This window comes from Microbulbifer donghaiensis, from assembly GCF_900129095.1.
GTDB lineage: Bacteria > Pseudomonadota > Gammaproteobacteria > Pseudomonadales > Cellvibrionaceae > Microbulbifer > Microbulbifer donghaiensis.
The window spans coordinates 403290-429028 of record NZ_FQVA01000002.1 but is presented as its reverse complement, the minus strand read 5'-3'; the positions used below and the strand labels follow the sequence as shown (position 1 = coordinate 429028).

22 protein-coding genes are annotated in these 25739 nt (G+C 60.1%); 18 read left to right on the top strand and 4 right to left on the bottom strand.

Going from position 1 to position 25739, the window contains the following annotated elements:
• The first annotated feature begins 1125 nt into the window (after positions 1-1125).
• The 5 genes from BUC36_RS12125 to BUC36_RS12105 all read left to right on the top strand — a co-directional run bounded on the left by BUC36_RS12125 (position 1126) and on the right by BUC36_RS12105 (position 6126).
• The gene (locus BUC36_RS12125) at positions 1126-1731 is read left to right on the top strand and encodes a bactofilin family protein (protein ID WP_073275468.1); all 606 of its coding nucleotides are present in this window, start codon (positions 1126-1128) and stop codon (positions 1729-1731) included.
• An 84-nt stretch (positions 1732-1815) separates the two neighbouring features.
• Complete coding sequence (locus tag BUC36_RS12120) at positions 1816-3042, top strand: hypothetical protein (RefSeq protein ID WP_073275466.1); 1227 nt, start codon at positions 1816-1818, stop codon at positions 3040-3042.
• Positions 3043-3045: 3 nt separating this feature from the next.
• Positions 3046-4353 (top strand): MotA/TolQ/ExbB proton channel family protein, encoded by a 1308-nt coding sequence (locus BUC36_RS12115; protein WP_073275464.1) that lies wholly within the window; start codon positions 3046-3048, stop codon positions 4351-4353.
• Entirely contained in the window at positions 4343-5047 is a 705-nt protein-coding gene (locus BUC36_RS12110; protein WP_073275462.1) for an OmpA/MotB family protein, read from the top strand. The genes BUC36_RS12115 and BUC36_RS12110 overlap by 11 nt, the downstream gene beginning before the upstream one ends.
• Positions 5047-6126 carry a hypothetical protein gene (locus BUC36_RS12105; protein WP_073275460.1) on the top strand — a complete coding sequence of 360 codons (1080 nt, stop codon included), beginning with the start codon at positions 5047-5049 and terminating at the stop codon, positions 6124-6126. The genes BUC36_RS12110 and BUC36_RS12105 overlap by 1 nt, the downstream gene beginning before the upstream one ends.
• A gap of 61 nt (positions 6127-6187) precedes the next feature.
• On the opposite strand, the gene BUC36_RS12100 is transcribed toward BUC36_RS12105, so the two are convergent.
• Positions 6188-8122, bottom strand: coding sequence for a cytochrome c/FTR1 family iron permease (locus BUC36_RS12100; protein WP_073275458.1), 1935 nt, complete (start codon positions 8120-8122; stop codon positions 6188-6190).
• A gap of 173 nt (positions 8123-8295) precedes the next feature.
• Between BUC36_RS12100 and BUC36_RS12095 the strand changes: the two genes are divergently transcribed.
• The 6 genes from BUC36_RS12095 (at position 8296) to BUC36_RS12070 (ending at position 13996) form a co-directional block, all read left to right on the top strand.
• Entirely contained in the window at positions 8296-8775 is a 480-nt protein-coding gene (locus BUC36_RS12095; RefSeq protein ID WP_073275456.1) for a glutathione peroxidase, read from the top strand.
• Positions 8775-9278, top strand: a complete 504-nt coding sequence (locus tag BUC36_RS12090; protein ID WP_073275454.1) for a MarR family winged helix-turn-helix transcriptional regulator — start codon at positions 8775-8777, stop codon at positions 9276-9278. Before BUC36_RS12095 ends, BUC36_RS12090 begins: the two co-directional genes overlap by 1 nt.
• A 358-nt stretch (positions 9279-9636) precedes the next feature.
• Entirely contained in the window at positions 9637-11172 is a 1536-nt protein-coding gene (locus BUC36_RS12085) for a 2-isopropylmalate synthase (protein ID WP_073275452.1), read from the top strand.
• Positions 11173-12000 carry a hypothetical protein gene (locus BUC36_RS12080; protein ID WP_073275450.1) on the top strand — a complete coding sequence of 276 codons (828 nt, stop codon included), beginning with the start codon at positions 11173-11175 and terminating at the stop codon, positions 11998-12000. It begins immediately after the preceding gene.
• Positions 11997-12473, top strand: coding sequence for a ribosomal protein S18-alanine N-acetyltransferase (gene rimI, locus BUC36_RS12075; protein ID WP_084535955.1), 477 nt, complete (start codon positions 11997-11999; stop codon positions 12471-12473). The genes BUC36_RS12080 and rimI overlap by 4 nt, the downstream gene beginning before the upstream one ends.
• Positions 12474-12613: 140 nt before the next feature.
• Complete coding sequence (locus BUC36_RS12070) at positions 12614-13996, top strand: MATE family efflux transporter (RefSeq protein WP_073275448.1); 1383 nt, start codon at positions 12614-12616, stop codon at positions 13994-13996.
• Positions 13997-14144: 148 nt separating this feature from the next.
• Here BUC36_RS12070 and BUC36_RS12065 read toward each other — a convergent pair whose 3' ends face one another.
• Positions 14145-15926, bottom strand: coding sequence for an aminopeptidase P family protein (locus BUC36_RS12065; protein WP_073275445.1), 1782 nt, complete (start codon positions 15924-15926; stop codon positions 14145-14147).
• Between the two features lie 139 nt (positions 15927-16065).
• Between BUC36_RS12065 and prfC the strand changes: the two genes are divergently transcribed.
• From prfC to rtcA, 7 genes are all read left to right on the top strand, one after another.
• Positions 16066-17649, top strand: coding sequence for a peptide chain release factor 3 (gene prfC, locus BUC36_RS12060; protein WP_073275443.1), 1584 nt, complete (start codon positions 16066-16068; stop codon positions 17647-17649).
• 201 nt (positions 17650-17850) lie between these two features.
• Positions 17851-18477 (top strand): lysophospholipid acyltransferase family protein, encoded by a 627-nt coding sequence (locus BUC36_RS12055; protein ID WP_234994980.1) that lies wholly within the window; start codon positions 17851-17853, stop codon positions 18475-18477.
• Positions 18478-18490: 13 nt separating this feature from the next.
• Positions 18491-19258 carry a TSUP family transporter gene (locus BUC36_RS12050; RefSeq protein WP_073275439.1) on the top strand — a complete coding sequence of 256 codons (768 nt, stop codon included), beginning with the start codon at positions 18491-18493 and terminating at the stop codon, positions 19256-19258.
• Between the two features lie 4 nt (positions 19259-19262).
• Positions 19263-19610 carry a hypothetical protein gene (locus tag BUC36_RS12045; RefSeq protein ID WP_073275437.1) on the top strand — a complete coding sequence of 116 codons (348 nt, stop codon included), beginning with the start codon at positions 19263-19265 and terminating at the stop codon, positions 19608-19610.
• Positions 19611-19642: 32 nt separating this feature from the next.
• Positions 19643-21049: a M20/M25/M40 family metallo-hydrolase gene (locus BUC36_RS12040; RefSeq protein ID WP_073275435.1), complete on the top strand. Its 1407-nt coding sequence runs from the start codon at positions 19643-19645 to the stop codon at positions 21047-21049.
• A gap of 269 nt (positions 21050-21318) precedes the next feature.
• On the top strand, positions 21319-21777 hold the full coding sequence (locus BUC36_RS12035; RefSeq protein ID WP_143186969.1) for a hypothetical protein: 459 nt from the start codon (positions 21319-21321) through the stop codon (positions 21775-21777).
• A 228-nt stretch (positions 21778-22005) separates the two neighbouring features.
• A complete protein-coding gene (rtcA, locus tag BUC36_RS12030) occupies positions 22006-23043 on the top strand; it encodes an RNA 3'-terminal phosphate cyclase (protein WP_200797263.1) in 1038 nt (345 codons plus the stop codon).
• Positions 23044-23115: 72 nt separating this feature from the next.
• Here rtcA and BUC36_RS12025 read toward each other — a convergent pair whose 3' ends face one another.
• Positions 23116-23652: a DsrE family protein gene (locus BUC36_RS12025; protein ID WP_073275432.1), complete on the bottom strand. Its 537-nt coding sequence runs from the start codon at positions 23650-23652 to the stop codon at positions 23116-23118.
• Positions 23653-23721: 69 nt separating this feature from the next.
• Complete coding sequence (locus tag BUC36_RS12020) at positions 23722-25605, bottom strand: MFS transporter (protein WP_073275430.1); 1884 nt, start codon at positions 25603-25605, stop codon at positions 23722-23724.
• Positions 25606-25739: the final 134 nt, after the last annotated feature.

Genomic DNA, 25739 nt, shown 5'->3' with positions numbered 1-25739 from the left:
GGAGCTACGCCATGGAAGGCAACACAAAAGCCAGTCGCCCCTACATACGGACTTCTAAATAAAAGAAAGGGCCACCCAAACGGGTGGCCCTTTTTCGTTTACGGCATCGCACATCCGTTCCTGGCAACAGAGACCTGTGCGGGCAGGTGAGAGGGCCTTGTATTGATGGCTTCACGCTCGGAAGGAGTGACGGCATATCTACCATCTATCAGTAGAATTATCGGATGCGCTGCAGCTAGGATTCTGCAGAACTGCCCGCTAACCAACCGCTGCTTTTTTACCCTGCTCACCGAACTGGCGTAACCACGTGCGGCAATCGCGATATCCCAAACTTATTCACAGGTCTGTCCAAGCTTTCTGTTAGTAACAGGGCTGACTTCCATCCGTCGTATAGGACTTTTGGTTATTCGAAAGTGAAGCCTGCCGGGCCGCGGAAAACTGTGCAGGTAAGCTGCGATATAGCTGCCACAAAAAATAAAAATTCCGTTGACAATTAAGGGGTTACGTAAATTTTGGAAAAGTAGAATGCACGCTGTTTGACATCGCTGTTCCCTTACGTGAGGTGCGGTTTTTTTATACGGCTTCGGTAACTTGCGCAGTCATGGGCCTTGTCGTCGATATTCCAGAGTTATGCACAGCTCTGTCCAAGAATTCTGTGAATAACACAGACAAGCACCGCCGCGCATAAATCGATATTCTGCTGCGACTGAACTTGCGCCACGCAGCTTCAATGGCGGGAAGCGCTTTGTGTTGTGGATGTGGCCGCCGAAGCAGAAAGGGGGTGCGCGCCCATGTCGACCTTAGGGTGGGAAGCGGCTTGGTTGCCCACAGTCTGAATTTTCCACGATCTGTCTATTGGTTGTACCGGCCTGATAAATTCTTGATCTGTTCCCTCTCCCAAGCCCTACCGAAGTTCCTCGCCAAATTGTGAAAAAAGTCACACCTCAGACAAAAACACGGCAGTACCACGTAAAAAAATGACTTTTGCGACATGTCAGTTGTCGCTCTGCCCCTTATCATCGAACGGTTATATCGCCGCGAAGATGGCGAAAGAATAAATGCCCTGGTTGTGTGATGTATGGCAAATGGGGCACCCAACCAGCTATCCCTAATGAGGAGTACAACATGGCAAACGATGAGCAACAGTCTAACGACGAGAGCTCCAACAGCTTTCTGGACGGCTTTATGGACCAGGGCAGTTCCGCCCCGCAGAGCGGCTCCCATATGGGCGATGATTTTGAGAAGTCCGTGATCGGTAAAAACATTAAATTCCGCGGCGAACTGATCGGTAATGAGAGCCTCCATATCGAAGGCACAATCGAGGGCACTGTGATCATGGAGGGACACAACCTCTCCGTGGGTGCAGGCGGTGAGCTGAATGCCAATATTCATGCGAAGAACATCACTGTTGAGGGTGCTCTTACCGGTGATGCGCTGGCGGAAGAGCTGATCGAAATCCGTCGCACCGCTGTGGTAAAGGGCAATCTGACCGCTCCGCGTATTCAGTTGGATGACGGCGGTAAGTTCCGCGGTTCCATGGACATGGTAGACACCGATGCGGAAATGAAAGAGCGCATCAATGAATTCAAGGAAAAGCTGGTTCACCCGAGCCTGCCGCCGCGTGACGCCGAAGGCGTGACCAAGGCTGCAAGCTCCAGCAGCGGTCTGTTCTCCACTTCCGCTGCTGCCGACTACGCCGAGGCGGACCTGGAAGCGGAAACCGAAGCTTAATATCGGTCCCCGGGCAATTCGGCGAGCGGTGTCTGAAGGCACCGCTCGTCCGTTGCCTTAATGTGGTGTTTCGAGACGAGATGTATGCAGCATCACTCTTTTGGCCTGGCAGCGCTCAATCAGGAAATCATTCAGCCGGGATATCGCATTCTGGATCTGGGGCCACTGGCTGTTGGTTCCACCCAGGCATTTCTGCAGATGAACTGTCCCTGCTATATCGAAGACCTGATCGAATTTTTCGCCGATAACCAGCAGTCGTCGGATCTCAAGGCGGCGTTGAAGAGCCACCTGGTCAGCAAGCCGGAAAAGATAAAGTTCGATGTCATTCTGTGCTGGGACCTGCTGAACTTCCTGACTCCGGAACTGATTTCTTATCTGATCGAGCTGCTGCGACCAAATCTAAAGCGCGGCACTTTGTTGCACGCCATGATTTATACCGGCGCTACGGCGCCAAAGAGGCCGGCTAAATTCAAGTTGTTGCGGGACTTTACCTACGAAACTGCCGACGATCCGGAATATCCCTGTGTTGCCTACCAGGGGCACTCCACAGTAGCCCTGATGCAGAGCCTCGGACGCTTTAACCTGAGTAACTCTCTGGTAAAGCGCCAGGGTATGCGCAAGGACCTGTTTGAGTATTTTTTTGAATACGATAGCGGTGCGCCGGCGGGCAAGGTCAGACCTGGCACCGCTTCGGATGTGACGAACTATTTTTCCGCGGCCGACGTTGGCCAGGCGCTGTCTTTGGTTGGACTGGACAGTGCGATGCAGTCCGCGCGTAAGTCGCCGGTCAGCCGGGTGATGGACTGTGGCCCAAAGAGCGGGCGCAATATCGGTGCCTTGCAGCAGCAGGCCGGCGAATTATTCGTGCTTGATTTACACGCCGCTATCCAGTGGCGCAAGCAGCGTGGTGAAGAGGGCTGCCAGGCGATTCGCTCCGCATTCGCCAAGTTTGCCGATCTGGAACCCTGCGATGCGATTCTTACCTGGGACCTGCTGAGTTTTTACAGTCCGGAGGAGGCTCTGGTGTTGAGCGAACTCCTCCTGTCGAAGCTGAAACCCAGCGGGCTGCTGCATATTGTGTTTTGCAAACGGGAGCGGCTCGCACAGCGTCCCTCTGTTTTTGAGGTGCAGGCGAACGAGCGCGTTCTGGTAAAGGAGTTTCCGCTCGGTGAACACAAATCGCATTTCACGAATGTGACAGAAATCATCCGTGCATTGCCGCGTCTGCAGCTTGCGGGCCAGGGCCATGGCAAGCTGCCCAGCGGTGCTTTCTATCACGAGCTTGCGTTAAAGAAATTCTCTGAGGTTTAGACAATGTCGGGACTGTTACATCAGGTGTTCTTGTCGCTGACCCCTGCGGCGGTCACCGACGGATTCCTTGTTTTGATGCTGGCAATTTTTGCGCTGGCGCTGATCCTGCGATTTATCGGGCGCGGGCGTGAATTTGTGGAGCAGGGGCCAGGCTTCCTGACTTCTCTCGGTATTCTCGGCACTTTTATCGGCATCATCATCGGCCTGTACGACTTCTCGCTGGAAGAGATCGATCGCAGTATTGCCGATCTGATGGCGGGGCTGAAAACGGCCTTTATCACCAGCGTAATTGGCCTGGCACTGTCTTTGCTGCTGCGTGTGTTCAGTCGCATGTTGCGCCTGCCCACAGACCCGGTACAGGGTGCGGCCACCATCGACGATCTGAACAATAACCTGCTCCAACTGCATACCGCTTTGGAGAGCTTTACCCAGCGGACCAGTGAAGAACTGGTGAGCCGGCTGGAGAACGTGGTCGCCGAGTTCAATCTGCGGATACAGTCGCAGTTCGGGGACAATCTACAGGGTTTCTGCACCCAATTGGCCGACTTGCAGCCGGCCCTGGCGACTGCTGCCGGCGAGTATCGGGCACATGCCGACCGCGTGGAGTCCTGGAGCCGCCGTTGTGACGAGAGCCAGCAGACGCTGATCAATCAGCAGACAGTGCTGAAGGAGATGTACGACCGCATCGCGGAGTTGCCCAGGCTCTACAGTGGGCTGGACCAGTTGCTCGAGCGGCAGGGGCAGCAGACGGATCAGCTGGCGCGAATACTCGGAGCACAACACGAATCAGTGCAGCAGTTGGCAGCGCTGGTGCCGCAATTGCCGCAGAATATCGAGCAGTTGTCGCAGGGCGTTGTGGCGGCGCAAAAAGGAGTCGACGAAAACCTCGCGGCCATCAACGCGGTGCTGCAGAGCCAGACCCAGTCCCTCGCCGAGCGCTTCCAGCATTTGTCTTCGGCGCTGGACAACCTAAAGGCACTCGACCCCGAGGCGATGCAGGATCTGGTCAATGCGTCCGCGCAGAGCCACCGTGAGTCGATGCGGGAACTGGCGCAGATGATTGCCGCTACCCATAGAGAGATGTTGCAGGCACTGGCAGAGGTTATACGGAAAGAGCTCAAGGATGCGGACGTTTCGATCCGCCGCCAGTACGAACAGATGGATCGGGTGATGGCCGCGCAGGTAGAACAGGTGCTTGCGGCGATGGGGGAGGCTCTGGCAACGGTCAGCGGTAACTTCACGCGTGACTACCAGAAACTGTTGGCGCAGATGCGGCGCCTACAGGTGCGGGAAGCTGATTATGCTGAATAGTCTCTCCGCCAGACGCGGATCCAGCGAAGAGAGTGAATGGCTGAGCGTCTCCGACCTGATGGCGGGGTTGATGATGGTGTTCCTGTGCATCTCCATTGTGATGATGCGCTCGATGATGGAGGAACGGGAAAAGATCCGGGCACTGGCGCAGTCCTACCGCGATAACCAGTTGGCGATTTACCAGACACTGATGCACGAGTTTGAAAGTGACCTTCCGCGCTGGGGGGCGACGATCGATAAGGATCGTTTGATTATTGCTTTCAATAACTCCGACGCGATGTTTTCCACCGGCGCCGCGGAGATGAACGAGGATGCGCAGCGGGTGATGGAAAGCTTTTTCCCACGCTATATCGCCGCGCTGAAGCCCTTCTTGGGTTCCATTAGGGCAATTCACATCGAGGGGCATACGAGTTCCGAGTGGGGAGCCGGGGGCAGTTCGAGAGAGAATTACTTTAATAATCTGCGCCTGTCGCAGAACCGTTCGCGCGAGGTCCTGCACTTCGTGCACGGACTTGTTCCCGCCGATGAAGTGCCCGGCATGTTGGCGCTGGTGGCCGCAGTTGGTTACTCGTCTGCGCGCCCGGTTCTGCGGGCGGACGGCAGTGAGGACCCGGAAAAATCCAAACGGGTTGCCTTTCGGGTAATTACCAACTCGGAAGCGCAGATTCATAGAATTTTAGAGGAGGCCATCTAGTGGCACTGTGGAAACAGGCTCTGGCAAAACTGCGCGGATCGGCGCCCAGTGCGAGTGGGCCAGTACCGGCGGATGTTGCTGCGGACATCGACGTCGCCGTAGCGGATGACCCTACCGATGAGGTTGCGGCGGCTGGCGATAGTGACGCGGTATCGACAGCGGTGGACAGGAATGCCCTCGCGCGCGAGCTGCAGTCCGGCTTGCAGGTGAGTATTGGCGATCTGGATTCCTGCTCTGCCGGTTGGCGCTATCGGGGACACCCGGTAATGGTATTCGGTACCGATGCCCCGGAACTGGATGATCCACGAAGGCGCCGTGACTTCTATTCCCTGGTCCATGTATTTCCGTGCTGTGGTGCGCTGCAGAGCGAATCACGCAGCGCCTGGGTCGGGACAGACCTCAAGCAGATAAACGAGTCGCACGGACAGGGCCCTTTCACACTGTGCAAAGCCTGCCTGGAGGCGGCAGCGGGGCGAGGTGCCAGTGCCGCCAGGTTTGAATTCACCTCTCACGTGCGCAGTCACGGCGATAGTTATTTCGCCGATTCCACCTGCTATTGGCGGCCGGGGGTAAACAGTCTGCCGTTGCAGTTGCCCGCCGACGCGGTGGAGCATGCCTGCCCCCATTGTGGTTGTGCGGCTGAGGAGGGCGGCTGGCACCTGAGTGCGGATGACGCCCAGCAGCTGGCTCTTCCCGAGGGCAGCTGTTTGCTCTGTGCCGAGCGGCGCGTTGACGGCTGTATGCATTTCGCGAGCGAGCAGTTGCTCACGGCGGCGCGTGTGCGTTACCGCTATCTGGTGGCGCAGGCCGCCAAGGCGCCGGCCCCTTCGTGGAAGCTGGCGGAAGCCATTTTGCCTCTCGGTTGGCAGCCGCTGTTGCAAAGCCTGCAACGGATACTGCCGGCCCCGGAACTCTTCTTCAGCTTCGCGGAATCGGCGTCGCCGGCGGTGCTGGCGTGGCCGGCCCTGAGTAGAGGGATTGTGGAGTCGGTCGACAACGAAGCGCAACAGGGTGCAGCGGACTGGAGCCTGTGGACGCGTGCGCAGATTGAGGCGGAGCTGGGATTCAAACTGCGCTGAGTACAGGCGAGAAGTAAAAACGGACAGACAAAAAAATACCCCGCCGAAGCGGGGTATTTTTTTATGCCTTGACGGTCTCTCCGGTCGTCACCGGGCGGCGGCCGCGCAGCCAGATCCACGCGGCGGCGACAAGGATGGCGGCCTGCAAGCAGATACCTTCCCAGGTGGAATAGATGCCCAGCCAGTCGAACGAGAAGGATACCGGTAGCGGCGTCATGCTAATCAGCGCGGCCTCCTGCAGTGCGGCGATTGCCTTGCCCGCCAGGACGAAAGACAGCGCCAGCAGGATAAACGTAGTTACCGAGAAGAACTTGCCGATCGGCAGGTGTGCGTAGTAGCGCACCATTGCCCAGCCGAGGAATGCCAGCAGCACCACTGCGGCGCCAACGCCACCCCACAGGGCGCTGTACTGGCCGGCCGAGGTTTGGGTCAGCAGCGCCTGGTAGAAGAGGATGGTCTCAAAAATTTCCCGGTAAACCGCCAGGAATGCCAGGGCGGCAATACCCCAAAGGGTACCGGTGGTCAGGCTGCGGTCGATACTGTTGCGGATGTATTTCTGCCAGCCCTGGGCGTGGGTTTTGCTGTGCATCCAGTAGCCCACATAGAAGAGCACGGCGGCGGCGACCAGTGCTGCGACACCTTCCATGACCTCGCGGCTGGCGCCGCTGATGGTGATCAGCCGCTGCGCAGCCAGCCAGGTGGCGAAGCCGGCAATAAAGGCGGCGATCCAGCCGAAGTGCACATATTTCAGCGCGTCGCCGCGCTCGGTTTTGATCAGGATAGTCGTCAGTGCAATGACCACCAGCAGTGCTTCCAGGCCTTCACGCAGCAGGATAATCAGGCTGGCCAGGAACAGTGCAGTGCCGGACAGGTTGGATTGCTCGAGCTGCGCCTGGGCCTCGTCGAGACGCTGCAGTATCAGAGCCACCTGTTGTTCGACTTCCTGCGGATCGCTCTTCGTATTGAGTTTTGCGCGCAGGCCCAGCAGGTCGCGCTCGATCGATTTGCGCAGTGCCGTATCGTGGGAATCGAGAGTGCCTTCCACCAGTTCGAAGCCGTCCAGGTAGGCACTGATTGCCAGGGTGCGGGCGCTGGCGTAGTCACCCCGCTGGAAGGCGGTGAGGGACTTTTGCAGCTGGCTGCGCGCGGTGTCGAGAGGTTTGCTGCCCTCGCCATCTCTCTTGGCAAACAGCGGTGTCGGGTCGGCACGCAGGGCGGCGACGATTTCGGCCGGCACTTCCGGGCGGTCGTTGCCCAACACCTGCGGGCTGTACATCACCAGATCTGCCAAGGTCAGCTCACTGCTCGATGTGTCGGCCTGTTCGCCGCTGAATGCGAGGCCGCCGACGTAGAATGCCAGCGACCACCGCTGTTGTTCATTCAAATTACTGAACGCAGTCATCGCGGTTCCGTCGATACCGTTGCTGATGGCATCGTAGAGTCCCAGCAGTGAGCGGTTCTCCGCGCGTTCGCGTTCGTGAAAATTCGTGGGGGCGGGCTCTAGTTGCGCTGCTAGCGGGCCGTCGCCCATTCCACCCGTGCCGTGACAGGCAATGCACTGGCTCTGGTAGAGGGCGCGACTCTCCTCAACACTGAGCAACTGCTGCGGCAGTGACAGTGCGGGGGCGATGGAGAGCAGCCCCTGGCGCAGATTGGCAGTGTGGACCTGCACTTCGGCGAGGCTGGCCTTGCGCTGGATGGCCGCCTGCAAGGCCGCTGCCTCCTGGCGGATGGTCTCGGCGTCGGGGGCGGCGGACAGCTTTTCGCCTCGATCGACCAGCAGCTGGGCGAACTCCTCCATCTCCGCGTATTCGTCCGCGTTGATGATTTCTCCCTTCTCCACCGCTTCCGAGTAATCGACGCCAATGTATTCCGCCATCTGCATCAGCTGGCGCAGTTCCTGTTCATTGAGATCCGGCTGCTGGGCCAGCACTGGGGTAATGGTTAGGGCGAACATCGCCAGTAGTAGGCGGGCCAGATGCAGTGTGACGCGCATGGATTGTCCTTTTAGTTGACGCAAAAGGCGTTGGTAATTTGGTGCATAATATTATTGATAATTATTCTCATAATAAAGCCTGGGAGGCTCTTCTTTCATTAAGAAAATTTGCATTTTGTATTTTGTGCAATTAGATTGTGCACAATCTAATTGCATTGAGTGGGAGAAACTCCATGAGCGAACTTTATTCGATTCCGGTTCAGGCGGCGGATGGCAGCACTTCCTCGCTGGAAGAATACAAAGGCAAGGTGCTGCTGATCGTTAACACGGCCAGTAAGTGTGGCTTCACTCCGCAGTACAAGGGGCTGGAGGCGCTGCACAACAAGTACAAGGACCGCGGGCTGGCTGTGCTGGGCTTTCCCTGCAACCAGTTTGGCAAGCAGGAGCCGGGCAGCGATGACGAAATCCAGCAGTTCTGCGAGCTTAACTACGGTGTCAGTTTTCCCGTTTATGCCAAGCTGGAGGTGAACGGTGAAGGTGCGCATCCGCTGTTCGTGCAGCTGAAGAAGCAGGCCCCGGGTATTCTGGGTACCGAGGGCATCAAATGGAACTTCACCAAATTCCTGATCGGTCGCGATGGCCAGGTGGTGAAGCGCTTTGCGCCGAAAGATAAGCCGGAGGCGCTGGAAACAGAAATTGAGCAGCTGCTCTGATGGCAATCTGCGACGACGACAACGGGGCGCTGGCGCTGAATCGCCAGCTCTGCTTCGCCCTGTATGCGGCATCGCGGGCCATGACCCGGGCCTACCAGCCGATGCTGCAGCACCTGGGCATCACTTATCCCCAGTACCTGGTGCTGCTGGTGCTGTGGGAGTGGGATCAGCAGAGAGAGCGCGAGGATGCCGATGTCAGTGTCGGCGCCCTGGGTGGGCGCCTGATGCTGGACTCCGGAACCTTGACGCCGCTGTTGAAGCGCATGGAGCAGCGCGGCCTGGTCGTGCGCCGCCGGGCGGCCCGGGACGAGCGCGTGACGTTGGTGGAAGTCACCGATGCCGGCCGCGGACTCAAGCCGCGTGCGCAGGAATGGGTGGCGCGACAGCTCGACGCATCCGCTGTTTCTCCGCAGGAGGTGGAGCAGTTGCGCAGCCAGCTGTGGGCGTTTTTGGCAAAGCTGGGAGGGTGCGGGGCGTCTGATCCGGTTCCTTCTGCCGATTGAAGGCGCCCGAGCTTTCGCCGCTGCAAAAGCTTTTTAGCAGCAAAACCTTCAGCTGGCGAGACTCTCATCCTAATAAGCGTGATTATTTTTGCGTTTATTAGGATGCATGTTGACCTTCGGGCTTCCTGCGGCACATAATGCCGAAACTCCAATCCAGCGCAGCAATTGCCATGCAAACTGAACATTTCAATTCCTGGCACCTCTATCGCGCCCTAGCTTTCTCGCTGCGACTGCCGCGCTGCGGCATATAATTTTATTCCCATACCTTCCGGCAGAATTCCACACTGTATTTTTTTCGCGCGTAGACAGCGGCGCGGCCGCTGTTTAGCCTCGGGCGAGATTAGGAGATGAGCCCAAAATGAGTACAAATAAAGATAAATTAGTCATTTTTGATACCACTCTGCGCGACGGCGAGCAAAGCCCCGGCGCCTCCATGACCAAAGATGAGAAGATCCGCATTGCGCGTATGCTGGAGCGTATGCGCGTCGATGTGATCGAGGCCGGTTTCGCGATCGCCAGCCCCGGCGATTTTGAGGCGGTACAGGCCGTCGCCGAAGCGGTAAAGGATTCCCGCGTGTGCAGCCTGGCCCGCGCCGTGGGGCCAGATATCATCCGCGCCGGTGAGGCGCTGAAGAACGCCAACGCCTCGCGTATCCACACCTTTATCGCCACGTCGCCGATCCATATGAAGTACAAGCTGCAGATGGAGCCGGAGGATGTGTTGCGCCAGGCGGTCGAGGCGGTGAAGACTGCGCGACAGTTTACCGACGATGTGGAATTTTCCCTCGAGGACGGCAGTCGTTCCGAACCGGAATTCATGTATCGCATCATCGAGGCGGTGATCAACGCCGGTGCCGGCACCATCAATATTCCAGACACGGTTGGCTACGGCGAGCCGGGCGAGTACGGGGCCATGTTCAAGCGCGTGATCGAGAGTGTGCCCAACTCCGACAAGGCGATATTTTCGACGCACTGTCACAATGATCTGGGGCTGGCTGTCGCCAACTCCCTGTCCGCCGTCATGAATGGCGTGCGCCAGGTCGAGTGCACCATCAATGGCCTCGGCGAGCGCGCCGGCAACGCGTCTCTCGAAGAGATCGTAATGGCGGTGCGTACCCGCCAGGACCTCTATCCGGTGGAAACCCAGATCGACGCCACGCATATCGTCCCCACCTCGCGCATGGTGTCCTCCATCACTGGATTCCCGGTACAGCCGAACAAGGCGATCGTCGGTGCCAACGCATTCGCGCACGAATCCGGCATTCACCAGGACGGCGTGCTGAAGCATCGCGAGACCTACGAAATCATGCGCGCCCAAGATGTTGGTTGGGGACACAACCGTCTGGTGCTGGGCAAGCACTCCGGTCGCGCCGCGGTGAGGGCGCGTTACGAGGAGCTGGGTATCCACTTTGAGGATGCCGGTGAATTCCAGCTGATCTTTGAGCGATTCAAAGAGCTGGCGGACAAAAAGCACGAAATCTTCGATGAGGACCTGCACTCGCTGGTGGCCGGCGTCGAAGCGCCGGTGGAGCACTTCCAGCTGGAAGATCTCGAAGTGCGCAGCAAGATCGGTACCCTGCCGCAGGCGCATATACGTCTGCTGATCGAAGGCGAGTCGCACCGCGCCGAGGCCTACGGCAGCGGCCCGGTCGACGCGACCTTCAAGGCCATCGAATCGATCGCGGACAGCAAGGCCGAGCTGAAGCTCTACTCTGTGAACGCGGTCACCCAGGGGACCGACTCCCAGGGCACGGTGACCGTGCGCCTGGAGCGGGATGGCCGGCTGGTCAATGGTGTCGGTGCCGATACCGATATTCTCGTCGCTTCCGCACAGGCCTACCTGGATGCGTTAAACTTGCTCGCCAGCGGAGAGCGCAAGAAGAAAGGCGTGTAAGTGAACGAACTGCAGCGAGCGGAATATTTGTCAGTCCTGGGCGTGGCCAGCTATATGCCACGCTTTGTGCTGCCGCTCGCGCCGCAGCCGCGCCAGGCGGAATTGCCGCCTCAGGAAGCTGCGCAACCTGAACCCGCAACGCCGCTACAGCAGATGCGCGCAGCGGTCGCAAATCCATTGCCGCAGTCCGCGGCGCAGATGGTGGTCGCCCCCGCAGAGGCGGGTCCAGCGCCACAGGCCCGGGCCACGGAAGCGCAGGTGCTGCGCGATATCGGCGCTATCACCGAGCAGACCAGGGTTAAACCCGCGACGCAGGCCGCTGCGGTGACCCAGGTGGCGCCGCCGCGCCAGGAAGTGCAGCCGTTTGTGCTCAGCTGCTGGTGGCTGGGTGAAGAGCTGCTGGCCGTGGACAGCCGCGAGCCGGGCGCCGCGCTGCCGGTAGAGGCACTCTTCAACAATATCGCCCGCGCGCTGGGCTGGCATCAGCTGCCGCGCGAACAGGATCGGCTGCGCTGGCCGCTGGCGGAGAACCGCTTTGGCCCCGCTGCCGACGCTTCCGAGGCCCGCGATACCTGTTCCAGCTGGCTGGAGGCGGCCAGTGCACGCCGCCCGGTGAAGTCGATCTGGCTGATGGGGCGCGAGGCCCGCGATTTCTGTGCACCGGTACCGCTGGCGCAGCCGGTAAACGACTGGAACGGCATCCGCGTGATCGCCATGCCGAGCCTGAGCCAACTGCTGCAGGAGCCGCAACGCAAGCGCGCCCTGTGGCAACTGCTGCAAAAGACCTATCCCGAGCACACTCTCCCCGAAAAAAATAGGGTTAAATGACCCCCGTATTCCCCTCGCTCGATATTCCCGGAGCCCAACTGATCGCCGCCAGTGCGGCGGACTCTGTTGCAATGGCAGACCTGGCGCGCCGCGCCCACAGCCACCCGTGGAGCGAAAAACAGTACCGCGACAGTCTCGAAGGCGGCCACCAGTGCTGGTTACTGCTGTCCGCGGAAGGGGAGGTCATCGCCTGCTGCGTGATATCGCTGCTGTTTGATGAGGCCGAAATTCTCGACGTGGCGGTGTCCCCGGACTGGCGCCGGCGCGGAATCGCCGAATCGCTACTGGCCGAGTTGATCGCGCGCTTGCCGGTGGAAATCTGCCGCCTGTTGCTGGAGGTGCGCGCTTCCAATCGCGCCGCTTTGTCCCTCTATCGCAAACTGGGTTTTCACGAGGACGGAGTACGTAAGAATTACTACCCGGCCGACGCTGGTTTGCGCGAAGACGCGCTGTTGATGAGCCGTTCCCGCTAAAACGGCTGCCGGGTTGCGGCAGTGGTGCGGCCACTGTCAATGATCCGCAATCGCGCTGCTGGTAGAATGCCGCTTCTCCGAAATTCTTATTTGTCCGCCGCAGTCTGGTGGAAACTCCTATCTCCCACGAAGAGTTGTTCATGGTGTTATCCAAAAATAATCCCTCTCTGCTCGAGGGTTCGGTGGCCGGTCATCTGCAGCGCCTGGCCCTGCCGATGGTGTGGGGCATCCTCGCCACCATGTCCTTCAACGTGGTGGATACCTACTTCGTTGCGCAGCTGGGCAAGGCACAGCTGGCAGCGATGAGTTTTACTTTTCCGGTGGTGATGGTGATCAACAGCTTCGCCATCGGCCTCGGCGCCGGTACCTCGTCGGCGGTGGCGCGGGCCTATGGCGCCGGCGATCACGAGCGGGTACGGCGGCTGGTGACCGACGCGTCGTTGCTGGCATTGCTGGTTGCGGTGTGTATCACTGTTATCGGTCTCGCCACTATCGAGCCGCTGTTCCGGCTGCTCGGCGCGAGCGAGGAGATGCTGCCGCTGATCGCCGATTACATGGTGCCGTGGTTTCTGGGGGCGGTGTTCGCGGTGGTGCCGATGGTGGCCCTGTCGTCACTGCGCGCGATAGGCAACAGTTCCCTGACCGGGCGTATCATGGTGGGAGTGGCGGTCCTAAACCTGATCCTGGATCCGCTGCTGATTTTCGGCTTGCTGGGTTTCCCGCGGCTGGAGCTGCAGGGCGCGGCGTTGTCCACCGTAATCGCGCGCGGCATCAGCTTTGTCGCCGCCCTGTATTTCCTGATCCGCCGCGAACACCTGATGGCGGCGCCGCGGTGGAATCTGGACTCCCTGTTCGCTTCATGGCGCCAGGTGCTGGCCGTCGGCCTGCCGGCGGTGGCCACCAACGTGATTATCCCGATGGCCGGCGGCGTGGTGGTGGCGCTGGTGGCGGTGCACGGCGCCGATGCGGTGGCCGGTCTCGGGGTGGCACTGCGCATCGAGCCGGTGGCGCTGATCGTCTTCTACGCACTGTCGTCGGTGGTCGGTCCTTTTATGGGGCAGAATGCCGGTGCCGGCAAGGTGGAGCGCATGCGCGAAACCGTCCGTGTGTTGGCACGCTTCTGCGTGGCTTTCGGCCTGACGCTGGCAGTCGCGCTGTATTTTGTCGGCGAGCCACTGGTGCGGTTGTTCAGCGACTCGCCGGAAGTCTTGGCGGTGGCCGTCGCCTACCTGACGCTGGTGCCGTTCAGTTACGCCGGTTACGGTTTCGTGATGTCCGCCAATGCGGCCTTTAACGGTTTGGGGCGGCCGCTGCCGGCCACACTGATTTCCTTCCTGCGCGTGCTCGGTATCTATTTGCCGCTGGCTTGGCTGGGCAACCAGTTGTGGGGCATCACCGGCCTGTTCGCTGCCACCGCTGCAGCCAACCTGTTGCTCGGCGCACTGGCCTGCTGGTGGCTGCGGCGGGATATTATCAGTCGCGCCGCCGACGAGGAGATGGGGATTAAACTGCCGGCTCAGTAGCCGTTCCGTTAAGCGCCGCGGCGCAGGACATGCGCCGATACGCTGTCGCAATGATTGCAGTCTCGCGCCGGCGGCGCCCGGTGTCCGCGCCGGGTTCCGATGCTGGGCCCCGGATCGAGTCCGGGGGATGGCAACGGAATTTCCGTATTCACTCAATAGGTCGTGTGGCAGCTTCCAGCCACGTTTGCGTCTTTTTGTTCACCAGCGGCAGCAGTGTCTCCCGCACCCGCTGGTGATAGTTGTTCAGCCAGTCTTTTTCCTGCTGGGTCAGGAAGTCCGTATCGATCAGTTTCCGCTCTATCGGCACCAGGGTCAGCTCCTCGAATTCGAGGAAGTCGTGGTAGTGCTCGCTCTCCTTCACGAAGATCAGATTCTCGATACGGATGCCGTACTGGCCGGTGAGGTAGAAGCCTGGTTCATTCGACAGGATCATACCGCGCTGCAGTGCGACGCCGGTACTCGCCTTGCCGATCCGCTGCGGTCCTTCATGCACGCTGAGGAAACTGCCGACGCCGTGGCCGGTGCCGTGGGCATAGTCGAGGCCAGCGTCCCACAGTGACTTGCGTGCGAAGGCATCTATCTGCTCGCCGCAGGTGCCCTTGGGGAAACGCAGCGTGGCGATACCGATATGGCCTTTGAGCACGCGCGTGAAGTGCTCCTTCGCCAGTTGCGGGAATTCTCCCAGGGCCACGGTGCGGGTGACATCGGTGGTGCCGTCCGGGTACTGGCCACCGGAATCGATCAGGTAGATGCCCTCGGGTTTTAGGGCCAGGCTCGATTCGCGGTCGACCCGGTAGTGCACTATGGCGCCGTTGGGGCCGTAGCCGGAGATAGAGTCGAAGCTGTCATCGCGGAAACCCTCGCGCTGCTCGCGCTTGGCGCGCAGCAGCTGCACCGCCTCCAGTTCGCCGAAGCTGTTATCGGGGGCGCCGGCGGCAACGGCATCCGGCAGCTCGGCGAGAAACTCGCACAGGGCGGCGCCGTCGCGTTCGTGGGCGGCGCGGGAGCCGGCCAGCTCTACCGGATTCTTGCAGGCCTTGGCCTGGGTAATGGGATCGCGCTCTGGCAGCAGTTCGATATCCAGCGCGCGCAGCTGCTGCAGCGTCCAGCAGTTAGTGATCAGCGGATCCACCCAGACCTTCGACACATGGTGGCGTTTGGCGGCAGCGAACAGGTCGTTCTTATCGCTGACAATATCGACATCGCTGTTCAGGTGTTCGATCAGCGCCCCGCCGACTGCCTCTTCAGCCAGGTACAGGGTGGCAGTGCCATCGCGGTAGAGCAGGGCGCTGGCCAGTGCCACCGGCAGGTGTGGCACATCGTCGCCGCGAATATTGAAAAGCCAGGCGCAGACCTCGGGGTTGGGGAGCCACAGGGCATCGGCGCGCTTGTCGGCGAGAAATTCGGCGATGCGCTGGCGTTTCTCTTTAGAGTGCTCCCCGGTAAAGGTGTGGGGGTGTGGGCGCGCCGGGCCGCAGGGTGTGGCCGGCCTGTCGTTCCAGGCGGCGTCGATCGGGTTCTGCTCCAGCGGGCGCAAGGTGATATCGCGCTCGCCGAGGCGCTTCTTCAGCAGGGCGAGGCCGGGTTCGGTGTGCAGGCGCGGATCATATCCCAGTGACTGCCCCTCTTTCAGCTGACTACACAGCCAGTCGGCGATGACACTGTTGTCCAGGTTTTCCTGATCGATTGGCTGGTCGCCCAGCTGTTGCTGCGCCTGCAGGGTGTAGCGGCCGTCCACGAACAGCGCCGCGTGCTCCGCGCCGACCACCGCCATGCCGGCGGAGCCTGTAAAGCCGGTCAGCCAGGCCAGGCGTTCGTCGGCGGCGGGCACATACTCGTTCTGGTATTCGTCGCCGCGCGGCACCAGGAAGGCCTGCACTCCCTGTCGCGCCAGCTCTTCCCGCACTGCCTGTAAGCGTTCCCGACTCATGGTTCACCTCCTGAATTTCGCTGTTTCGGCCTGGCTCCAGGGCCCAAATTCCGCAGTGTACCAGCCCCCTTAGGCCGCTGCCGACGTGTATAATGCGCGCCTTGTTTTTCGCACAACGCCGAGTTACCAAATCTAGATTATGGGTCAGAGTTCATCCCTGGCGGGCTACAACGGCCGCCGTACCTTCGCAATCATTTCCCACCCGGACGCCGGTAAGACCACGGTGACCGAAAAGCTGCTGCTGTTCGGGAATGCGATCCAGCTGGCCGGCTCGGTGAAGGGCAAGAAGGGCCCCCACGCGCGCTCCGACTGGATGACCATGGAGCAGGAGCGGGGCATCTCGGTGACCTCCTCGGTGATGCAGTTCCCCTACAAGGGGCGCACCGTCAATCTGCTGGACACCCCGGGCCACGAGGACTTCTCCGAGGATACCTACCGGGTACTGACGGCGGTGGATTCCGCGCTGATGGTCATCGACGGCGCCAAGGGCGTCGAGGATCGCACCATCAAACTGATGAATGTCTGCCGACTGCGCACCACGCCGATCCTGTCGTTTATCAACAAGCTGGATCGCGATATCCGCGACCCAATCGAGGTGATGGACGAAATCGAGGAAGTGCTGAATATCCAGGCGGCGCCGATCAACTGGCCACTGGGTTCCGGCAAGAACTTTAAGGGCGTCTACAACCTCTACACGGACACTATCCACGTGTTCAAACAGGGGCAGGGTCACACCATTCCCGATGACATTCAGATCAAGGGACTGGAGTCCGCCGAGGCGACCGCACTGCTGGGCGAGTACGCCGACGATATCCGCGAGGAGATCGAACTGGTGCGCGGCGCCACCCATGAATTTGACCTGGACGCCTACCTGGCCGGTGACCTGACGCCGGTGTTCTTCGGTACCGCACTCGGCAATTTCGGCGTGCGCGAGATGCTCGATGGTTTTGTCGAGTGGGCGCCGGGTCCGCAGTCTCGCGACACCAACGAGCGCAAAGTCGAACCGAGTGAAGACAAGTTCAGCGGTTTCGTGTTCAAGATCCAGGCGAATATGGATCCGAAACACCGCGACCGCATCGCCTTTATGCGCGTCTGCTCCGGTACCTACAACCGTGGCATGAAAATGAAACACGTGCGTATCGGCAAGGACGTGAAGATCGCCGATGCGGTAACCTTTATGGCCGGCGATCGCACCCATGTGGAAGAGGCCATTGCCGGTGACATTATCGGCTTGCACAACCACGGCACCATCCAGATCGGCGATACCTTTACCGAGGGCGAGCAGCTCAAGTTCACCGGCATCCCCAATTTTGCGCCGGAACTGTTCCGCCGCATACGCCTGAAAGATCCGCTGAAACTGAAGCAGCTGCAGAAGGGCCTGCAGCAGCTGTCGGAAGAGGGCTCCACCCAGGTGTTTTTCCCGCTGGACAACAACGACATCATCGTCGGTGCGGTGGGGGTGCTGCAGTTTGAGGTGGTGGCTTACCGCCTCAAAGACGAATACAAGGTGGAAGCCGTTTACGAAAACGTAAATGTGAACACCGCGCGCTGGGTGGACAGTGAGAGCGCCAAGGAGCTGGAAAACTTCAGGCGCAAGGCCAGCACCAACCTGGCCCTGGACGGCAGCGGCCACCTGACCTATCTGGCGCCGACACGCGTCAACCTGCAGCTGGCGGAGGAGCGCTACCCCGACGTTCGTTTCTACGCGACGCGCGAGCACTGACTACGTGGTGCGAGAGCACTGAGCGTAATGCGAAGGGCCTGACACCGGGGACTGTTTGCGGGACTGTTGGCGAGAGGGACCTCGCCGACAAGCCTCCAGGGATGGATTTACGGCGTGTCCCGCAAACAGTCCCCGGTTGCAGGTCCGCCGGGAAGCAAGGCCAGACCGCGGACCACGTGGTAAATTGAGAGAAAGAACAAAGTGAGCATTCCAAAAAACCTACCCGAAGAAGTGCCGCGCATCGGCAACTGGTTTACCAAGTGCATAGGCCTGCTGATTGTCAAAATGCTCGGTTGGCGTTTCGACGGCGAGTTTCCGCCGGAAAAGAAGGTGATGGTGGCGCTGGCTCCGCACACCTCCAATTGGGACTTCGTCGTCGCCATGCCTTTTATTCTGGCGCTGAAGGTCAAGATTTCCTGGATGATGAAGAAGGAGGCCTTTTTCTTCCCGTTCAAGCAACTCTTTATGGCGCTTGGCGGCATCCCCACCGACCGCGCCGCGCCGGGTGGCATGGCCAAGCAGGTGGCCAACCAGTTCCGCGAGAATGAAAAAATGTGGGTGGGCATTACGCCGGAAGGCACGCGCAAGAAGGTGACCAAGTGGAAAAACGGTTTCCTGCGCATCGCCTACGCGGCCAAAGTGCCGATCCTGATCATCGCCTGGGATTTCCCCAACAAGCGCATCTGCATCGATTCCCTCTACCGCCCCACCGGAGAACTGGAAGTGGATATGCGCGAGATACAACGCCGCTTCAGCAAGTACCAGGGCCGCAACCCGGAAAAGCAGACCGACTTTGTGGAAGAAGTCGAGGATAAACAAGAGAAATAGCGAACCAGAAAAAGTGGAGCAGTTTACCGGCGACCTCTCCCTTATCACCTACCTGATACTGACCGCGGTGGCTTTCGCCGCGGGCTTTATCAGCGCCATCGCCGGTGGCGGCGGCATCATTACCCTGCCGGCGCTGTTGTGGGCTGGCGTACCACCGCTGGACGCGCTAGGCACCAACAAATTCCAAAGCGTATTCGGCACCCTGTCGTCGACAATCAATTTCTTGCAGAAAGGGCACCTGGACCTGCGCCCGCTGTGGCCGGGGCTACTAGCCGCAATTGCCGGGTCGGTAGTGGGCACCTGGAGCGTGACGCAGCTCGGCGGTGACCAGCTGCAAACCCTGCTGCCGATTCTGCTGATCGCCATCGCCATCTACTTTATGTTTTCGCCGCGTATTTCCGACATGGACGCCGCGCCGCGTATGGGCAATGGCCCGTTCAACATACTCGTTGGCGGCGGCATTGGTTTTTACGGCGGTTTCTTTGGCCCGGGCATGGGCTCCATCTACGCGCTGGCATTCGCTGCACTGCTCGGTTACAACATGCGCAAGGCCACCGCGCACACCAAGCCGCTGGTGCTGGCCACCAACAGCACTTCGATGCTGATCTTTATGCTCGGTGGCCACCTGTTGCTGGGGCTTGCTATCAGCATGTCGGTGGCGCAGTTTATCGGCGCGCGGTTGGGCTCCAACCTGGTGATCTCCCGCGGGGCAAAGCTGATCAAGCCGGTCATTATCCTCGCCACCATCGCCGTGGCATTCAAGCTGCTGCTGGAGGCCTGAGGTAATGACAATACTGATAACCCTGCTGCTTTCCTTTTGTGTCTTCGCCCTGATAATCTGGGGGCTGATGCATATGCGCACGCCGCGCTTCCGCATGGATCGCCAGGATTTTCTCCAGGGGCTGGAAGACGTGATCGCCGGCCAGGCGGACGATAACGAGTGGCGGGTACTCATCGGCTACCCGATGCGCCACGATCCGCTGCTGGAGCAACTGCGTCTGGAATGCCTGGACATCGAAGAGAGTGAATATACCGGTGGTTCGCCCCACCTGTTTAGCGAAGCGGGACTGGAGCGTTTGCGCGATGTGCGGCGCCGTCTATTGGCCGCCGGAATCGAAAAAGAATCCAAATAATAATCCAACGAGCATTAACCAAGGATTACACCATGTTCAGACCATTGCTGACCCTGACCGGGGGGCTGATCGCGGCACTGGCCGTTAGCGCAGCTCAGGCCAAACCGCTGACCCAGGAGGACCTGTCTGTTGCGGAAGTACTGCGCGATCGCGCGCTGGAGTCCTCCGATGCCTACAGTATTGTCGAATCCCTGACCGTGGAGGTCGGCCCGCGCCCCGCCGGCTCCGAAGGCGACCGCCGCGCGGTGGCCTGGGCACAGGAAAAGATGAAAGCGCTGGGGTTCGATCGCGTCTACACGGAACAGATTGAAGTGCCGCGCTGGAATCGCGGCCATGCCCACGCGCGCGTGGTGGCACCTTTTCCGCAGCCGCTGGTGGTGACCTCCCTCGGTTACAGCGTCGGTACACCGGAAGGTGGACTCACCGCCGAGATCGTGGAATTCGCGGATGTGGAAGCACTGATCAAGGCGCCGGCGCGCAAAGTGAAGGGCAAGATCGCTTTTATCAACAAGCGCATGGAGCGCGCCCGCACCGGTGAGGGCTACGGCCCGGCCGTCGGCGGACGCAGCAAGGGCATGCGCGCGGCTGCCGAGAAAGGCGCTGCAGCCCTGCTGATTCGCTCCGTGGGCACCGACTCGGACCGCTTTGCGCATACCGGCATGATGTCTATCAATGGTGTGGAAGGCCCGGTACCGGCGTTGGCCCTGTCCGCTCCGGATGCCAACCTGCTGGAAGCCATGCTCAAGCGTGGCAAACCGGTACAGGTCCAGCTCGACGTACATAACCAGCATCTGGAAGACGGCCCGTCTTTCAATGTCATCGGTGAGATCACCGGCCGTGAGAAACCGGAAGAAGTGATGATCATCGGCGCCCACCTGGATTCCTGGGATGAGAGCACCGGCGCGCTGGACGACGGCGCCGGTGTGGCCATCGTGATGGAAACCGCCCGCCTGATTGCTGAACTCCCCCAGCGCCCGCGTCGCACCCTGCGCGTAGTACTGTACGGCGCCGAAGAAATCGGTCTGGTGGGCGCCAAGCAGTATGTGGAAGCGCACCGCAGCGAGCTCGACAACATCCTTGCGGTGTCCGAATCCGACTTTGGCGCCGGCAAGATCTGGCGCTTCGACACCCGCCTGCCAGAGAGCAAGTTCGCCATTGCCGACCAGATGATGCAGCTGCTGGCACCGCTCGGTATCGAGCGCGGCAACAACAAATCCAGCGGCGGCCCGGACAGCAGTGTGTTCGTCGCCCAGGGCGTGCCGGCTTTCGGTCTCTACCAGGATGGCAGCGATTACTTCGACTACCACCACACGCCCAATGACACCCTGGACAAGGTGGACCCGAAGATCCTGCAGCAAAATGTCGCCGCCTGGGTGGTAATGTCCTTCCTTACTGTGGAAATGGAAGGTGATCTGGGGCGGATACCGACTGACAATTAAGAGCGCTTACCGACCGATATCTCAGCCAGTGGCGGAGTTCAGCCTCCGCCTTTCTCCATAGAGCCTCGCCGCCCGTGCGGGGCTTCATTTTACATCGAATATGCAAAACCTCTCCGCGCTCATCGGCCTAACCGACTGAGGTGCCGTCAAGCCCGAAGCTCCTTTACCTTCTCCCCCCCGAAGAGTCTCAAGAAATGCGTGGCGCGGGAGATGTGGCGGCTTGGGCTAAGATAAAAATGATTAGCGATTCAGTCCGCTTGGAGGCGCACATGAGGGCAGGATTCCTCTGCTTCGCGATGCTGGTCATTATGCAGGCCATGACGAATGTGGCCTATGGAAAGGGAGTCACGGTGGAGCTGTCGATCACCGGCCCGGGGTTGAAGGCTCCTGTCCACACCTCCGATGCGGAAGCCATAGGTGCAAACGTGTGGCGCGGAAACTTCGCCGACTGGGATTCAGGCGTAATCGAGGAACCGCCTGCTGGGTTGGCGCGCTATGTCGTATATTTTTGGGTTCAAGTCCCACGGAGCACCGTGCAACTCAAGTACGCACTCGGATACGTGTGGGACCCGGACACGCAGCGGGCTGTGGTGTACTTGCCTGGTCCTCGAGATGAGTGGTACAGAACCAACGTAAGTTCGATTCTGCGGGAAGGGCAGGATGGCCACTGGTTCTACGCCAGTGAGCCATGGGGTGAATCGGTAAAACGTGCGCTCAACATTCAATAACGAGGTACGGCCTGGCGATGCGGTCAACGTGGACGCTGTGCACTCTCTATGTGGAGTCGCTCTAGTCGCGCAGCATACTGCCGCCGGTTGCATCAACCGCGATGTGCATACGGCACAGTACTGATCCCTGCACGCGACCGTGACCCAGGAAAGATCGTCGAAATTTATGATTCGGCCATCAGTGTCAATATCTTTCCCTGACCCGGAACAACTCAAGGAGGTTATGCGTTGACCTGTCTGGTCATCGACGGCAGCTACGGCGAGGGCGGTGGCCAGCTGAGCCGCTACGCGGTGGCACTGGCCGCAATCAGCGGCCGTCCGCTGCAACTCGAAAATATCCGCGCGAAACGTGCCAAGCCGGGTCTGATGGCGCAGCACCTGACAGCGCTGCGGGCCGTGGCTGAGGTCGCCGGCGGTTCCCTCGAAGGGGCCGAAATCGGCGCGACAGAAATTTATTACAGGCCCGACCGTATTCGTGGGGGTGACTACCGTTTTGATGTCGGCACTGCGGGGAGCATTGTGCTGGTATTGCAGGCCCTGCTACCGGTGGCGCTGCATGCCGACAAACTGGTGGAGCTGACGGTAACCGGCGGAACGGACGTGAAGATGGCGCCGCCGGTCGATTATCTGCTGATGGTGTTTCTGCCCTGGCTCGCGCGTATGGGCGTCAAGGTGCGTGTCGAGTCAGTTCGCCATGGCTACTACCCGAAGGGAGGCGGGGCTGTGAGTTTGCAGCTGGAGCCTTGCGGCGCGCTGCGGCCGCTGCTGGCAGAACAGCCCGGAGCTCTGCGGCAGATTAATGGCGTGGCTCATGTTGCGCACCTGCCGCGACATATTCCCGAGCGTATGGCTGCGGCAGCCCGCGATGCCCTGGCCGATCTTGGGGCAATGCAGATCGGCGTCAAAGTGCTGGGGGCTGCCGATGCGTTCGGCACGGGCGGGGCCATAGTGCTGGCCGCCGAAACGGAGCATGCAGTATTGGGGGCGGCGAGCGTGGCGGAGCGCGGCGTACCCGCCGAGCGGCTGGGTGCAGATGCGGGCTATGCGCTGCGCGCTGAACTGGAAACTGGGGCCGCCGTGGATATTCACGCTTGCGACCAATTGCTGATATACGCGGCGCAGGCTCGGGATACTTCGCGATTCCTGGTGCGCAAGGTCAGCCAACACGCGCGGACAGTGATGTGGTTGATTGAGCAGTTCCTGCCGGTCGAGTTCAGAGTCGAACCCTGGCGGGGGCTGTACAGGGTCGAGGTCCGCCGGGGCTGAGCCGGAGAAATTATTGGGCGCGGCTCGAGGGGAGCCCAATAAACCCTCGGCGGCTGCCATTAACCAGTCCATTCAGAACGGGTTAACGGTGTAGCCCTGTTGCTGCAGTAGCGCGTGCGCGGTCATTGCCGACAGAGCGACTTCCACGCCGTTAACGAGCTGCGAATTTTCAATACCATGATAGGCGGCCGACTGTCCGCAAATAATGATGCGGACCTTGTTTTTCAGCAGCGCCTCCAGCAGGGCGGCATTGGGATTCTCGCTGTCAAAACGAGCCTTGTAATTGGCGTCGTCGAGCAGATCAAATCCCGCCTTGCCATGTACCACCAGCGCGAGCTGGATATTTTCCGCGGGGATGCCGGCATTGGTGTGCATGTTGAGGAAGCGGGCGAGACTTTCGATCTTGCGGTTCACTTTCCCCGTTTCGCCCTGCTCGGCAACATCGAAAGCGACCTTGAAGGATTCCTTTCCACTCAACGGCTGTGTCTGTTTGACTTCCGCATGAGCCCCGTACTGGCTGATCAATGGCCCCTTAGTGAATTCAGCGGCCATAGTGCCGGTGGCAGTCAGTGCCAGCAGGGGGGCGACGAATATCTTCATGAATTGCATGTGGCAGTGTCTCGGTCAATTTTCTTATTTGATTTGTGACAACAAAGTGTGTGTTGCATTTTCACACTGTCAGAGCCGTTCCCCGCGCAACCCCAGGACTACCTGGTGCAGGTGATCTGACTTGGCCGTATCGGCATCCAGCGGCTTGCCGGCGACCACGCTCACACTTGACCAAAATCTTTTCGGCCAGGTCGTGAATGCGTGACCGTCCTTGTGACTGAAGAAGCTGCCCCACAGCCCCCGCAGCGCCATCGGAATGACCGGCACCGGGGTTTTCTGCAGGATTTTCTCGATGCCGGCCTTGAAGGGCTGCATTTCCCCGTCCTTGGTCAGCTGGCCTTCGGGAAATATGCACAGCAGGTCGCCATCCTTCAGCCCCTGTTCGATCTCTTCAAACGCCCGGGCATAGCCTTCCGGGTCTTTCTGCCTGGAACAGATCGGGATCGCGCGGCCGGTGCGGAAGATAAAGTGCAGTACCGGGATCTCATAGATCGGCTTGTACATGATAAAGCGGATGGGGCGGCGCACCGCGCCGGCGAGCAGCAGGGCGTCGACGTAGCTGACGTGGTTGCAGGCGATGATCGCCGGGCCCTCGGCGGGGATCTGCTCCAGCCCCTCGTGTCTGACCCGGTACATGGTGTGGGACAGCAGCCACACCAGCAGGCGCATAGCGAATTCCGGCACCTTGCTGAAGACGAAGATCGCCACGGCCGCGTTCATCAGCGCGATCACCATAAAGAACTGCGGGATGGAGAAGTCGAGCAGACTCAGGAAGACGATGCCGAGTACTGCGGAGACCACCATGAACAGCGAGTTCATGATGTTGGTCACGGCGATCACCCGCGCGCGCAGGGCTTTGGCGGTGCGCTCTTGGATCATTGCATAGAGGGGCACTATGTAGAGGCCGCCGAAAACGCCGATCAGCGCCAGGTGGAACAGGAACATCTGGGCGCCCGGGCTGCCCCAGAAGGCGGCCAGCGAGACTTCCTCGAGCGGCGCCAGGTTGCCGCCGATTACCGACAGGGCGATACCGCCGTAGGTAAGACCGGCGGCGCCCAGTGGCACCAGCCCCAGTTCGATGCGGCCGCCGGACAGTCGTTCGCACAGCAGTGAGCCGATGGCGACACCGATGGTAAAGCTGCACAGCAACAGCGCCACCAGCGGTTCGTCACCGCCCAATACGTTCTTGCCGAAACTGGGTATCTGGGTCAGGTAGGCGGCGCCGAGCAGCCAGAACCAGGAGATACCGACAATCGCGTAGAAGATCGCCGGTGTCTTGGCGACTTCGCGCAGTACGTGTGCAGTTTGTCTTACCGGGTTCAGATCGATTTTCAGGTCCGGCACCGGCGGAGCCGCGTCCGGAATCACGCGGCAGACCAGGTAGCCCACGATCGCGATGGCAATAATCAGCCCGCCTATCCACTCGCTGCCGCCGCCGCTATCGCTGGCACCGGACAGGATGGTGCCGACGATGGTGCCGCCGAGTATGGCGACGAAGGTGGCCATCTCCACCAGGGCATTGCCGCCCACCAGCTCCGTCTTGCGCAAGTGCTGCGGCAGTATCGCGTACTTGATCGGGCCGAAAAACGCGGACTGCACGCCGAGCAGAAACAGCACCGCCAGGCACAGGGTATTGCTGCCGCTGATCAGCGCCACCACACCCACCAGGCTGATACCGATCTCCGCCAGTTTGATGCGGCGGATCAGGAAGGCCTTGTCATACTTGTCCGCCAGCTGGCCGGCAGTGGCGGAGAACAGGAAAAAGGGCAGGATAAACAGACCGGCGGCCAGGTTGTTCAGCGCATTGGCCTGATCCGCGGCGAGGCGGAAGGCAATCATCACCATCAGTGCGCTCTTGAACACATTGTCGTTGAAGGCACCGAGAAACTGGGTCAGGAAAAATGGCAGAAAGCGGCGGCTGGCCAGCAGTTGGAACTGGTTCTTGTGGGCCATGGTCGTCGTTCCTTATTGACGGTTTTGGCCTATGGTACGTTAAATTTTGCTGTCGCGTTAAGCCGGCAGTCTGGTTTCACGGATACAAAAAAGCCCCGCAATGCGGGGCTTTCGGCGTGCAGATGAATGATCGG

Excerpts from the sequence above, each read along its gene's own strand:
- BUC36_RS12125 (WP_073275468.1), top strand. The coding sequence starts at position 1,126 with ATGGCAAACGATGAGCAACAGTCTAACGACGAGAGCTCCAACAGCTTT.
- BUC36_RS12120 (WP_073275466.1), top strand. The coding sequence starts at position 1,816 with ATGCAGCATCACTCTTTTGGCCTGGCAGCGCTCAATCAGGAAATCATT.
- BUC36_RS12115 (WP_073275464.1), top strand. The coding sequence starts at position 3,046 with ATGTCGGGACTGTTACATCAGGTGTTCTTGTCGCTGACCCCTGCGGCG.
- BUC36_RS12110 (WP_073275462.1), top strand. The coding sequence starts at position 4,343 with ATGCTGAATAGTCTCTCCGCCAGACGCGGATCCAGCGAAGAGAGTGAA.
- BUC36_RS12100 (WP_073275458.1), bottom strand. The coding sequence starts at position 8,122 with ATGCGCGTCACACTGCATCTGGCCCGCCTACTACTGGCGATGTTCGCC.
- BUC36_RS12095 (WP_073275456.1), top strand. The coding sequence starts at position 8,296 with ATGAGCGAACTTTATTCGATTCCGGTTCAGGCGGCGGATGGCAGCACT.
- BUC36_RS12090 (WP_073275454.1), top strand. The coding sequence starts at position 8,775 with ATGGCAATCTGCGACGACGACAACGGGGCGCTGGCGCTGAATCGCCAG.
- BUC36_RS12085 (WP_073275452.1), top strand. The coding sequence starts at position 9,637 with ATGAGTACAAATAAAGATAAATTAGTCATTTTTGATACCACTCTGCGC.
- rimI (WP_084535955.1), top strand. The coding sequence starts at position 11,997 with ATGACCCCCGTATTCCCCTCGCTCGATATTCCCGGAGCCCAACTGATC.
- BUC36_RS12070 (WP_073275448.1), top strand. The coding sequence starts at position 12,614 with ATGGTGTTATCCAAAAATAATCCCTCTCTGCTCGAGGGTTCGGTGGCC.
- BUC36_RS12065 (WP_073275445.1), bottom strand. The coding sequence starts at position 15,926 with ATGAGTCGGGAACGCTTACAGGCAGTGCGGGAAGAGCTGGCGCGACAG.
- prfC (WP_073275443.1), top strand. The coding sequence starts at position 16,066 with ATGGGTCAGAGTTCATCCCTGGCGGGCTACAACGGCCGCCGTACCTTC.
- BUC36_RS12045 (WP_073275437.1), top strand. The coding sequence starts at position 19,263 with ATGACAATACTGATAACCCTGCTGCTTTCCTTTTGTGTCTTCGCCCTG.
- BUC36_RS12040 (WP_073275435.1), top strand. The coding sequence starts at position 19,643 with ATGTTCAGACCATTGCTGACCCTGACCGGGGGGCTGATCGCGGCACTG.
- BUC36_RS12035 (WP_143186969.1), top strand. The coding sequence starts at position 21,319 with ATGAGGGCAGGATTCCTCTGCTTCGCGATGCTGGTCATTATGCAGGCC.
- BUC36_RS12025 (WP_073275432.1), bottom strand. The coding sequence starts at position 23,652 with ATGCAATTCATGAAGATATTCGTCGCCCCCCTGCTGGCACTGACTGCC.
- BUC36_RS12020 (WP_073275430.1), bottom strand. The coding sequence starts at position 25,605 with ATGGCCCACAAGAACCAGTTCCAACTGCTGGCCAGCCGCCGCTTTCTG.